Here is a 12,532-nt window from a genome sequence, read left to right on the forward strand (position 1 = left end):
GGGCCCCTCGCCCTGGGAGACGACCGTCCGATGAGCAGTACCGAACCCTCGCGGCAGCGCCGTACCGCGCTCGACGCCGTGCACCGCTCGCTCGGTGCCACGATGACCGACTTCGCCGGCTGGGACATGCCGCTGCGCTACGGCTCCGAGCGCGACGAGCACCACGCCGTCCGCACCCGCGCCGGCCTGTTCGACCTCTCGCACATGGGCGAGATCACCGTCACCGGTCCGCAGGCGGCCGCCCTGCTGAACTTCGCCCTGGTCGGCGACATCGCGTCCGTCGGCGTCGGCCGCGCCCGCTACACGATGATCTGCCGGGCCGACGGCGGCATCCTCGACGACCTGATCGTCTACCGGCTCGCCGACACCGAGTACATGGTCGTCGCGAACGCCTCGAACGCGCAGGTGGTGCTGGACGCGCTCCAGGAGCGCTCCGCCGGCTTCGACGCCGAGGTCCGCGACGACCGGGACGCCTACGCCCTGATCGCCGTCCAGGGCCCCCGGTCGCCGGGCATCCTGGCGTCCCTCACCGACGCCGACCTCGACGGCCTCAAGTACTACGCCGGACTGCCCGGCACCGTCGCCGGGGTCCCGGCGCTGATCGCCCGCACCGGCTACACCGGCGAGGACGGCTTCGAGCTGTTCGTGAAGCCGGAGCACGCGGTGGAGCTGTGGCAGGCCCTGACCAAGGCCGGCGAGGGCGCCGGACTGGTCCCCTGCGGCCTGTCCTGCCGGGACACGCTGCGCCTGGAGGCCGGCATGCCGCTGTACGGGCACGAGCTGTCGACCGCGCTGACCCCCTTCGACGCCGGCCTCGGCCGGGTGGTCAAGTTCGGCAAGGAGGGCGACTTCGTCGGGCGCGCGGCGCTCGCCGAGGCGGCCTCGCGCGCGGAGACGGACCCGCCGCGCGTCCTGGTCGGCCTGGTCGCCGAGGGCCGCCGGGTGCCGCGCGCCGGGTACGCGGTGGTCGCGGGCGGCGAGACCATCGGCGAGGTCACCTCCGGCGCCCCCTCCCCCACGCTGGGCAAGCCGATCGCGATGGCGTACGTCGACGCCGCGCACGCGGCACCGGGCACGCCGGGTGTCGGCGTGGACATCCGGGGCAGCCACGAACCGTACGAGGTCGTGGCGCTGCCGTTCTACCGGCGACAGAAGTAAAGACCCCCGGAAGCGAAGACCCGGGGGCAGAGATCGCCGCCGGGACGGCCGGTGCGCGTGACCCTGCGCACATTTCCGCTGCTCACGAACGTATTCAGCAGTCCCCCCTTCACCAGCACTCCCCCGCGTACAGGAGAATTCAGGCCATGAGCAACCCCCAGCAGCTGCGCTACAGCAAGGAGCACGAGTGGCTGTCGGCCGCCGAGGACGGCGTCTCGACGGTCGGCATCACGGAGCACGCGGCCAACGCGCTCGGCGACGTGGTCTTCGTGCAGCTCCCGGCGGTCGGCGACTCGGTGACCGCGGGCGAGTCCTGCGGCGAGCTGGAGTCGACCAAGTCGGTCAGTGAGCTGTACTCGCCCGTCGACGGCGAGATCGTCGAGGTCAACCAGGATGTCGTCGACGATCCGGCGCTGGTGAACTCCGCCCCCTTCGAGGGCGGATGGCTGTTCAAGGTACGCGTCTCGGGCGAGCAGGAAGAACTGCTCTCCGCCGACGAGTACACCGCCTACACCGCCGGCTGAGGAGTCGTAGACGCATGTCTGTCCTGAACACGCCCCTGCACGAGCTCGACCCGGAGATCGCCGCGGCGGTCGACGCCGAGCTGCGCCGCCAGCAGTCCACGCTGGAGATGATCGCCTCGGAGAACTTCGCTCCGCTCGCGGTCATGGAGGCGCAGGGCTCGGTCCTGACCAACAAGTACGCCGAGGGCTACCCCGGCCGCCGCTACTACGGCGGCTGCGAGCACGTCGACGTCGCCGAGCAGATCGCGATCGACCGGATCAAGGAGCTGTTCGGCGCCGAGTACGCCAACGTGCAGCCCCACTCGGGCGCCTCCGCCAACCAGGCCGCCCTGTTCGCGCTGGCCCAGCCGGGCGACACCATCCTCGGCCTGGACCTGGCGCACGGCGGTCACCTGACCCACGGGATGCGCCTGAACTTCTCCGGCAAGCAGTTCGACGTGGTCGCGTACCACGTGGACGAGGCCGGCCTGGTCGACATGGCCGAGGTCGAGCGGCTGGCCAAGGAGCACCGTCCGAAGGTGATCATCGCGGGCTGGTCGGCGTACCCGCGGCAGCTGGACTTCGCCGAGTTCCGCCGGATCGCCGACGAGGTCGAGGCGTACCTGTGGGTGGACATGGCGCACTTCGCCGGTCTGGTCGCGGCGGGCCTGCACCCGAACCCCGTCGAGTACGCCGACGTCGTCACCTCCACCACCCACAAGACGCTGGGCGGCCCGCGCGGCGGCATCATCCTCGCGAAGAAGGAGTTCGCGAAGAAGCTGAACTCCTCCGTCTTCCCGGGCTTCCAGGGCGGTCCCCTGGAGCACGTGATCGCGGCCAAGGCGGTGTCCTTCAAGGTCGCGGCGAGCGAGGAGTTCAAGGAGCGCCAGCGCCGTACGGTCGAGGGCGCGAAGATCCTCGCCGAGCGCCTGACGGCCGCCGACGCCCGCGAGGCCGGGGTGAACGTCCTGTCCGGCGGCACCGACGTGCATCTGCTCCTGGTCGACCTGCGCGAGTCGGAGCTGGACGGTCAGCAGGCCGAGGACCGTCTGCACGAGGTCGGCATCACCGTCAACCGCAACGCGGTGCCGAACGACCCGCGCCCGCCGATGGTCACCTCCGGCCTGCGGATCGGCACGCCCGCCCTCGCCACCCGCGGCTTCACCGCCGAGGACTTCGCCGAGGTCGCCGACGTGATCGCCCAGGCGCTGAAGCCGTCCTACGACGCACAGGCGCTCAAGGCCCGGGTCGTCGCCCTGGCGGACAAGCACCCGCTGTACCCCGGTCTGAACAAGTAGGTCCCCCGGTTCTCGGCGGGGCGTCCCGCACACTCGTAGGTGGGTGCGCGGGACGCCCCGGACCGGCGCCACCCCGGTGCGGCGATCCCGCGCCGGTGGCACGCGGGTGCGGCGATCCCGCGCCCGGTGGCACGCCGAGCCCGCACCACCCCGATGCGGAGACCCCGCACCACCCCCGTCCCGAGGAGTCACCGTGGCCGTCTCGGTCTTCGACCTGTTCTCGATCGGCATCGGCCCGTCCAGCTCCCACACGGTCGGCCCGATGCGCGCGGCGCGCATGTTCGCCCGCCGGCTGCGCAACGAGGACCTGCTGGCCTCCGTCGCCTCCGTCCGCACGGAGCTGTACGGCTCCCTCGGCGCCACCGGCCACGGCCACGGCACCCCGAAGGCCGTCCTCCTCGGCCTGGAGGGCGACTCGCCGCGCACGGTGGACGTGGAGACGGCGGACGAACGGGTGGAGTCGATCAGGTCGGCGGGCCGGATCCGGCTGCTCGGCGAGCACGAGATCCCGTTCTCCTACGACGACGACCTGGTCCTGCACCGCCGTACGGCCCTGCCGTACCACGCGAACGGCATGACGCTGTGGGCGTACGACGCGCAGGGCGCGGAACTGCTGACGAAGACGTACTACTCGGTGGGCGGCGGTTTCGTCGTCGACGAGGACGCCGTGGGCGCGGACCGCATCAAGCTGGACGACACGCCCCTGAAGTACCCCTTCCGCACGGGCGACGAGCTGCTGCGCCTGACGAAGGAGACGGGCCTGTCGATCTCCTCGCTGATGCTGGAGAACGAGCGGGCCTGGCGGACGGAGGAGGAGATCCGCGCGGGTCTGCTGGAGATCTGGCGGGTGATGCGGGAGTGCGTGGCGCGCGGCATGTCCCGCGAGGGCATCCTGCCGGGCGGCTTGCGGGTGCGCCGCCGCGCGGCGGTCACGGCCCGGCAGCTCCGCGCCGAGGGCGACCCGCACGCCCACGCCATGGAGTGGATCACGCTCTACGCGATGGCGGTGAACGAGGAGAACGCGGCCGGCGGCCGGGTGGTCACCGCCCCCACGAACGGCGCCGCCGGCATCATCCCCGCCGTCCTCCACTCCTACGTGGACTTCGTCCCGGGCGCGGACGACGACGGCGTCGTCCGCTTTCTGCTCGCCGCCGGCGCGATCGGCATGCTCTTCAAGGAGAACGCCTCCATCTCCGGCGCCGAGGTCGGCTGCCAGGGCGAGGTCGGGTCGGCCTGCTCGATGGCCGCGGGCGCCCTGGCGGAGGTCCTCGGCGGCTCCCCGGAGCAGGTGGAGAACGCGGCCGAGATCGGCATGGAGCACAACCTCGGCCTGACCTGCGACCCGGTCGGCGGCCTGGTCCAGATCCCCTGCATCGAACGCAACGGCATGGCCGCGGTGAAGGCGGTCACGGCGGCCCGCATGGCGCTGCGCGGCGACGGCTCCCACAAGGTGTCCCTCGACAAGGTCATCAAGACGATGAAGGACACGGGCGCCGACATGTCCGTGAAGTACAAGGAGACGGCGCGCGGGGGGCTCGCGGTGAACATCATCGAGTGCTGAGCGGAGGGGCCCTGACCTGCGCCTTCTTGTCTTTCGGCGCTGTCAGGGCCTTTCCTGCCTACGCACGGCGACGGCACGGTCTCCGTCCTGCGCGGCTGACCCCCGCCGTCCCACGGCGGCATCGACCCGCAGCACGGCCCATATCCGCCCGAGGCACCCATCGCCCGGGGCCGCACCGCGTCATGGGGCCGTCCTTCCCCGGCGCAGGCGAGAACCTGCATCGCCCGGTCAGTGTTCCGGGTACCGCGTACGAGGCTCGGACACCAGAGGACGCGCGATCACTGCTCCCACCGTGGGGATTTCATGACCGGCCTTTCATTCGTCTCTCAGATCGCTGCGACACAGTCGCGGAGGCGGCCCAGCCGCTGAGCTGGACCAACGTCAGAACCACACTGAGGAGTTCTCCGTCATGCCTGATATCGACGCGGACGACAAGACGGCGCCGCACGAGGAGACACCGCTGGGAGCCGACGCCGACCGCCGTGGCTTCATGCGCCGGGTCTTCCTCGCGGGCGGAGCCGCCGCTTTCACCGCCATGGGCGGCGCGGGCGCGGTGGCGTTCGCCGACGACAGCGGCTCCACCGCCACGCCGACGGCGACTCCCAGTGCCAGTACGAGCGGCACTCCCGGCGGCGGCTCCGGTCACAGCGGCGGTGGTGTCCTCGCGAAGCAGACCATCACCGAGGACTTCTTCGGTCTGACCACCGACGGCAAGCGCATCGACGACCTCTTCACGGTCCACTCCCAGGGCGTCGACACCGCACCGGTCGTCTCCGCCGCCACAGCGTTCCTGGCCGGGCTCACCGACGATCAGAAGACCACGGCCCAGTTCACCGTCCAGTCCACCGAGTGGCGGCAGTGGAGCAACCTCGACCCTGGCGAGTTCGAGCGCCAGGGCGTCTCCCTGGCCGAACTGACCGATGCCCAGAACGCCCTGGGCACGGCCATGCTGAAGGCGGCGCTCAGCGCCGAGGGCCTGGAGACCACGGAGAAGATCCGCCGCATCAACAAGGCCGCCGGTGAACTGGTGGGCAAGAGCGACGTCTTCAACGACGAGCTGTTCTACTGGACCGTCATGGGCACACCTTCGGCGACCGAACCGTGGGGATTCCAGCTCGACGGCCACCACCTGGCCGTGAACTACTTCGTCCTCGGCGACCAAGTGGTCATGAGCCCCTGCTTCTGGGGATCGGAGCCGACCTCCATGGAGATCGACGGCGAGACCGTCTCCGTCTGCCAGGAGGAGGTCGAGGCCAGCCTCGCCTTCATCCAGTCCCTCACCACCGCCCAGCAGAAGACCGCCGTCATCTCGGCCACCAAGGCCAACGAGGACATGCAAGCCGGTGCCTTCGCGGACAACGCGGTGGAGGAGTACGCCGGCATCCGCGCCACCGCCCTCACCGCGGCCCAGAAAGAGAAGCTCCTCGCGGTGGCCGAAGCCTTCGCGGGCCGCGCCAAGGCCGATGTCGCCAAGACCCGCATGGCCGAGATCCGCAACCACCTCGACGACACCTACGCCGCCTGGATCGGCGCGACCGGCGACGACGACCCCTTCTATCTGCGCATCCACAGCCCGGTCATCTGGCTGGAAGTAGATTGCCAGGCGGCCGGTCCCCTCGGCCCCGCCTACGGCAAGACCCGCGCCGACGGCCCCAGCCAGAAGCACGTCCACTCCGTCATCCGTACACCCAACGGCAACGACTACGGCAGGGAACTCCTCCGTCAGCACTACCTCACCTCCCCCCACCACCGGTGAGGGATCACGCCTGACCGGGCCGACATCGTGACCCCCGGTGAGCCGGCGGGCCACCGCCCGCCGGGGGTCACGAGCCTTGGCCGCACAGGGCCCCGGCAGCGGTGGCGACCGGCTGTCGGCGGCGGGCCTACTTCCGCTGCTGGAAGATCCATTCCCTGACGCCCTCAATGGTGTAGGCGATCGGCCAGGTCGAGTTGTGCTCGACGGTTCCGAACTTCTCCTTGGAAGCCTCGGTCACGGTTGTGCCCTTCTCGAACGTGACGTAGTTGACCGAGGCGCCCTTCGCCGCGATGGCGTCCACGTCCCGGGCGAACTGAGCGGCCGTGGACTTCCCGTTCCAGGTCGCGCGGCTCACCTCCGTGCCGGCCTTCTCGATGACGGACATGATGGCGTCCTCGCCGGGATACGCCTTGGTGTCGCCCTGGGAGACGGTCACGAAGAGGTTCTTCTCGGCGAGTGGGGCGGCCTCGGAGGAGGGCCACTGACCGGCGACGACCCACGAGGCGCCGAACAGGTCGGGATACTTGATGTTCAGTCCGAGGGTCAGCATCGCGCCCATGGACTGCCCGGTGCAGTACACCCGGTCGGAGTCGATGCTGTACTCGGCCGTCAGCTTCTGGACGAGACGGGCCGTGGCGTCGAAGTACGACGTCGGCTTGTAGTCGTCGCCGACAACCACCTCCGGGTACTGGGGTGCCAGGACGAACGCCGGGCGCTTGGCCTGGTCTTCGGGGCTCGCCCAGCACACCGCGCCGAGTCCCTGCACGAGCGTGGCGGTCGTGACCGTGCTGACCACGCTCGCGTCGTGCATGAACAGGACGAGGGGATACGACTTGCTCTCGTCGAGATCCTTGGGGATGAACAGGTTGTAGGGCAGAGTCTCGCCGGTCTGGGAATCCGTGTACGAGAACTGCTGGAAGTCGTCGACGATCAGATTCACGGTTTCGGTGGTGACGAGCTTCGTGCTGCCGCCCGAGTAGGACGCGCCGCCGGTGGTCGTGACGCTGCCCGTCCGGGTGACCGTCCCCTTCGCCGCTTTGGCACCCTTGGCTCCGCCCTTCTGGCCGACCTGCGGGCCCCCGGAGGCGGCGGAGCCGCTCCCCGAGGAGGCCGACGGTGACGCCGAGCCGGAGCTCTCCCCCGTGCCCGTCTTACCGCTGCCGCTGTCGTCGCCCCACAACGCCGCGCCGCTGTCGTCGGGGGACAGCTCGACGATGACGTACTTGCCGTTGCGCCCCTGATCGGCCAGCGCCGGGGTGGTGTTGGCGTAGACCTTGGTGACGGTCCGTCCGTCGACCTTGAACGACGACTTCGTCAGCTTGGACGTCTCGATGCCGGTGTCGTACTCCAAGGCCACCGCGATGAATTTCTGGCCATCGCCGTAGACCTGAGTGATAGCGGTCACGTTTTTGACATGCTTATTCCCGGATTCCGAATCATCCGCATCGGAACCGCAGGCGGCAGCTCCTGCCGTGATCGCCATTGTCGTGCCCATTACTTGAGCGAGAAACGCTCGCCGCGTGCCCATTATTACAGTCCTTTTCGCCAGCGCTGAATACCGTCCCGATAGAAACAGATTCACCTGAGAATCCCCTTTGTCAGGCCTGGACCTTCGCGAGGGTGCAACGGGAGTCCGGCAAGTCGGTCGTCAGCCTGTCGAAGTGGCTCGGTCGCCCGGGGCGGGCGCGCGGTGAAACATCGTCGAGTGCTGGGGAGCACCGGCTCCGCGCAGCGGTCAGTTCTTACGCACACCTCTGTGCCTACGATCCGGTCACCCGGTGCCGCCGCCGGCCCGGGTGGGTGAACCACGGTCGTCGGTGCCGCTTCGTCCGCGCACGCGCGTACGTGGCTCAGAGAGGTTGGACAGTGTCACGGCAGGTGCTCATGGTCTGCCCGGAACGCCCGGACGGCTACCGTACGATCGGCGCGGCCGTGGCGCAGGCGCGCACGGGAGCCGTGATCAGCGTGGCCCCCGGACGCTATGCCGAGAACCTCACCGTCCGGACCAGGGTGACGATCGTCGCCGAGGGCGAGCGGGACAGCGTCGAGATATGTCCGCGTCTCGGCAGCGCGGTGACCGTCATGGCCGAGGAGGTCATGCTCACCGGTCTCCTGCTGCGCGGCGGCGACGAGGACGTGCCGGTGGTCGACGCGCCGCGCGGCCAGGTGGCCATGGAGCGCTGCACCGTGGTCGGCTCCGGCTGGGCCGCCGTCCTGGCCCGGATGTCGGGATCGCTGGCCATGCGGGGCTGCCGTGTCACCAATCCGGCGGGCGCGGGAGTGGTGGACATCGCGCCGGGCGGGAGTGTCGTCGAGGACTGCCAGATCGAGCATCTGGGCTCGTCCGCGGTCGTCCTCGGCGAACGCTCCCGCACGGTCGTGCGGAACTGCCGGCTGCGGGACGCGCGCGGCAACGGCGTGCTCGCCAACGGCGAGGCGCGGGGCTCGGTCGAGGACTGCGAGATCTCCGCCACCGACAAGCCCGGCATCGCCCTGGAGGCCCTGAGCGGCACCACGGTGCTGCGCACCACCGTCCGCGATGTCTCCACCGGCGTCTACGTCACCTCGACCGCCCGCACGGTCCTGGAGGACGTCACCGTCACCGGGACCTCGGAGGCCGGGATCGTGGTGTCCTCGGGCGGCGATCCCACCCTGCGCCGCTGCCGTACGGTGCGGACGGCGGCGGCCGGGCTGGTGGTCGACGAGCGGTCCCGGGGGACCTTCGAGGAGTGCGAGTTCCTGTCGGCGGCCGGTTCCGCGATCCGGGTGGGCGGGGGCGCGACGCCCGTGTTCGACCGGGCCGTGGTGCGGGACTGCGCCGATCGGAGGGCCGCCGTGCTCGTCCTGGACGACTCCGCCCCCGAGTTCGACCGGCTGGAGGTCGCGGACGCGGCCGGGGTCGCCGTGTCCGTGCGTTCGGGCGCCAACCCCCTGCTGCACAGGGCCGTGATCTCCGCGCCGGGCGGGAACGGCGTGGAGGTGGGCGACGGCGGTCGCGGCAGGCTGGAGGGCTGCCGCGTCGAGGGCGCCAAGGGCTCCGCGGTCCTGGTCTCCGAGGGTGGCGGCCTCCATGTGGGCGACGGCCGGCTGCTCGGGTCGGGCGAGGCGGGCGTGACCGTCGCCGCCGGCGGGCGGGTGACCGTCCGGGACTCCGTCGTCGAGGGCAGCTCCGGCTCCGGGATCACCGTGGCCGACGGCGCGGAACTCGCCGCGAGCCGCTGCCGGATCACCGGCTCCGGCGCGCACGGGATCCTGGTGTCCGCGGGCGGCAGAGCGGTCGTCGCCGGTTGCGAGGCGTCGGCCGGCCTCGGCGACGGCATCCGGGTGGACTCGGCGGAGTCGGTCTCCGTGACCGGCTGCACGGTACGCGACAACCGGGGCGCCGGGCTGCGCCAGACCCGTGCCGGCGAGCGGCTGTCCGTCGAGAACCTGTCCAGCCACGACAACGCCACCCCGGACACCTGGGGCGCGCCGTTCACCGACGGCGGCGGCCGGGAGGCGCCGGCGGGCTCCGGCGCCGCGGGCGGGCCCGGCGGGCCCGGCGGGGCGGCCCGGGGTGCTCCGGTCTCGGGTCCGATGGCCGAACTGGAGGCGCTGGTCGGCCTGGAGGGCGTCAAGCAGCAGGTCTCCACCCTCGTCCACCTCAACCAGCTGGCGCAGCGGCGCGCGAAGCTGGGCATGCCGGTGCCGCCGATGAGCCGTCACCTGGTCTTCGCCGGACCGCCCGGCACCGGCAAGACCACCGTGGCCCGGCTCTACGGCGGGATCCTCGCCTCGCTCGGCGTGCTGCGCTCCGGGCACCTGGTGGAGGTGTCGCGGGCCGACCTGGTGGCCCAGGTCATCGGCGGTACGGCCATCAAGACGACCGAGGCGTTCAAGGAGGCGCTCGGCGGTGTGCTGTTCGTGGACGAGGCGTACACCCTGCTGTCCGACAGCAAGGGGTCCGGCGCCGACTTCGGCCGTGAGGCGATCGACACCCTGGTGAAGCTCATGGAGGACCACCGGGACGACGTCGTCGTGGTGGTCGCCGGGTACACGGCGGAGATGGAGTCGTTCCTCGCCGCGAACGCCGGTCTGGCCTCGCGGTTCACCCGCAGCATCGAGTTCACCGACTACTCCGACGCCGACATGGTCACCATCACGGAGAACATGTGCGCGGCCCACCGCTACGAGCTGCATCCGAGCACCCGGGAGGCGCTCGCCCGGCTCTACCGGCGGATGCCGCGTGACGCCTCCTTCGGCAACGGCCGCGAGGCCCGCCGGGTGTTCGAGGAGATGATCGACCGGCAGGCCGTCCGGCTGGCGGCGATGGTGGATCCCGCGGAGAGCGACCTGGCGCTGCTGCTGCCCGCCGACGTCTGCGCCGACGAGACCGGCACCGCCCAGGACGCGGCGCGTGATCCGCAGACCCTGCTCGCGGGACTGGACGCCATGGTGGGTCTGCACGCGGTCAAGCGGGAGGTCGGCGACCTGGTGAGCGTGCTGGCGGCGGCCCGGCAGCGGGAGGCCGTCGGGCTGCCCGCGCCAAAGCTCAGCCACCACCTGGTCTTCGCGGGCCCGCCCGGCACCGGCAAGACCACCGTGGCCCGGCTCTACGCCGACCTGCTGCACTCCCTCGGCGTGCTGCCCCGCGGCCAGCTGGTCGAGGTGGCGCGCGCCGACCTGGTGGGCCGGTACGTCGGCCACACCGCCCAGCTGACCCGTGAGGTCTTCGAACGGGCCCTGGGCGGCGTGCTGTTCATCGACGAGGCGTACACGCTGACGCCCGAGAACGCGCCCTCCGACTTCGGCCGGGAGGCCGTCGACACCCTGCTGAAGCTGATGGAGGACCACCGGGACGACATCGTCGTCATCGTCGCCGGATACACCGAGGAGATGCGCCGCTTCCTCGCCTCCAACCCCGGCCTCGGCTCCCGGTTCTCCCGCCATGTGCGCTTCGAGGACTACTCCACCGAGGAGTTGGTGACCATCGTGCGGACGCAGGCGACCGAGGCGGGCTACACCTGCGGGCCGGAGACCGTCGAGGCGCTGTACGAGCACCTCGACGCGCTGCCCCGCGACCGGTCCTTCGGCAACGCCCGCACGGCACGGCAGCTGCTCCAGTCGATGACCACCAGTCAGGCCCGCCGGCTGGGCGCGATGACCGCGCCCGGACTGGAGGACCTCCAGGCACTGCTGCCGGAGGACCTGGTGGCGTACTGACCTCCCCGCGCGGGGAGCTGGGGAACGCCGTGGCCCGGGTGCGGGCCACGGCGTTCCGCGCGTCAGCGGGAGGAGGAGGGGGACATCAGCGCGGCGGCCGCGGTGTCGGCGAGGGTGAGAGTGCCGGGGGTGGGGGCCGGAGCGGGAGCGGGTTCGGCGGCCGGTTCGGGCTCGGGCTCGGGTTCGGGTTCGGGCACGGGAGAGGCGTCGGGGGCGGAGGTTCCGGCCGCGGGCCCGGGTGCGGATCCGGTGGTGTCGACGCGGGGGGCCGCGGGGACGAGCTCGGCTTCCCCGGAGTCGAGCTCGGGCTCGGGCTCGATGTCGGGCTCGGGTTCGGGCTGGTGGTCCGCGCGGTCGATCGCCCGTCGCAGGGCCTCCGGGTCCACGCACATCGACACCGAGGCCGAGGCATTGAGGTAGAGCTGGTGGCCCTCGGGGAGGCGGGCCGCGAGGTCGGGCACGTCGTGGATCTCGTACGTCAGCCGTCCCGCGCCGGTCAGATGGGCCTGCGAGGTGAACGCGAGCACCACCGGGGTGCCGTCCGGGGCGACCGCCGTCACCGGCTCACCGGCCGGGGTGACGAAGACCGCGACCTCGGCCCCGGCCAGCAGGTCGGGCACCTCGTCGTCCTGGCCGTAGCCCGCCGCGGCCCGCTGTACGGCGTCGTCGACGGCGTCGGTCGGCCGCGCCCAGCCCCGCGCCGCGGGCGACGGTACGTAGTCCGGATTGTGCCGCCACTCCACCAGCTGCCCGGTGTCGTCGGCGCGCCACTCCCCCACCACGGTCCACCACGGCGGCGGCCACTCCCCGGTCCAGGCCGGGTCGGGCAGGCCGAACCAGTGGCCGGGGGCCTCCTCGGCGGCCTCGACCACATGCCGGGGCGCGTCGGGCATCGGCGCGCCGGTGCCGGGGTCCCGCGCCAGGTCCTCCGGGTCGACCGGGCGGCTGACGAGCGGCGGAGGCGCGTCCTCGGGCTCCTCCGTCGGGACGTCGGTGTCGTTCGTCATGGGCTGGTTCCTCTGGTGGTCGTCTGATGGTTGTCGGGACGGGGGCG

8 protein-coding genes are annotated in these 12,532 nt (G+C 71.6%); 6 read left to right on the forward strand and 2 right to left on the reverse strand.

The window, feature by feature from the left end:
* Window positions 1-30: 30 nt before the first annotated feature.
* The 5 genes from gcvT to ACZ3KJ_RS12155 all read left to right on the forward strand — a co-directional run bounded on the left by gcvT (window position 31) and on the right by ACZ3KJ_RS12155 (window position 6,276).
* Complete coding sequence (gene gcvT, locus ACZ3KJ_RS12135; RefSeq protein WP_467526427.1) at window positions 31-1,158, forward strand: glycine cleavage system aminomethyltransferase GcvT; 1,128 nt, start codon at window positions 31-33, stop codon at window positions 1,156-1,158.
* A 146-nt stretch (window positions 1,159-1,304) separates the two neighbouring features.
* Window positions 1,305-1,682, forward strand: coding sequence for a glycine cleavage system protein GcvH (gene gcvH / locus ACZ3KJ_RS12140; protein WP_385068641.1), 378 nt, complete (start codon window positions 1,305-1,307; stop codon window positions 1,680-1,682).
* A 14-nt stretch (window positions 1,683-1,696) separates the two neighbouring features.
* Window positions 1,697-2,959 carry a serine hydroxymethyltransferase gene (glyA, locus tag ACZ3KJ_RS12145; protein WP_467526428.1) on the forward strand — a complete coding sequence of 421 codons (1,263 nt, stop codon included), beginning with the start codon at window positions 1,697-1,699 and terminating at the stop codon, window positions 2,957-2,959.
* Between the two features lie 193 nt (window positions 2,960-3,152).
* On the forward strand, window positions 3,153-4,520 hold the full coding sequence (locus tag ACZ3KJ_RS12150) for an L-serine ammonia-lyase (protein WP_467526429.1): 1,368 nt from the start codon (window positions 3,153-3,155) through the stop codon (window positions 4,518-4,520).
* 409 nt (window positions 4,521-4,929) lie between these two features.
* Window positions 4,930-6,276, forward strand: a complete 1,347-nt coding sequence (locus ACZ3KJ_RS12155) for a DUF3500 domain-containing protein (RefSeq protein WP_467526430.1) — start codon at window positions 4,930-4,932, stop codon at window positions 6,274-6,276.
* Window positions 6,277-6,403: 127 nt separating this feature from the next.
* Here the strand turns inward: ACZ3KJ_RS12155 and ACZ3KJ_RS12160 are convergent, their stop codons facing one another.
* On the reverse strand, window positions 6,404-7,681 hold the full coding sequence (locus tag ACZ3KJ_RS12160) for a hypothetical protein (RefSeq protein WP_467526431.1): 1,278 nt from the start codon (window positions 7,679-7,681) through the stop codon (window positions 6,404-6,406).
* A gap of 461 nt (window positions 7,682-8,142) precedes the next feature.
* Here ACZ3KJ_RS12160 and ACZ3KJ_RS12165 point away from each other — a divergent pair, with 461 nt between their 5' ends.
* Window positions 8,143-11,478 (forward strand): right-handed parallel beta-helix repeat-containing protein, encoded by a 3,336-nt coding sequence (locus ACZ3KJ_RS12165; RefSeq protein ID WP_467526432.1) that lies wholly within the window; start codon window positions 8,143-8,145, stop codon window positions 11,476-11,478.
* A 62-nt stretch (window positions 11,479-11,540) separates the two neighbouring features.
* Here ACZ3KJ_RS12165 and ACZ3KJ_RS12170 read toward each other — a convergent pair whose 3' ends face one another.
* Entirely contained in the window at window positions 11,541-12,485 is a 945-nt protein-coding gene (locus ACZ3KJ_RS12170) for a type VII secretion system-associated protein (protein WP_467526433.1), read from the reverse strand.
* Window positions 12,486-12,532 lie beyond the last annotated feature (47 nt).

Source organism: Streptomyces sp. NPDC003248, assembly GCF_055563235.1.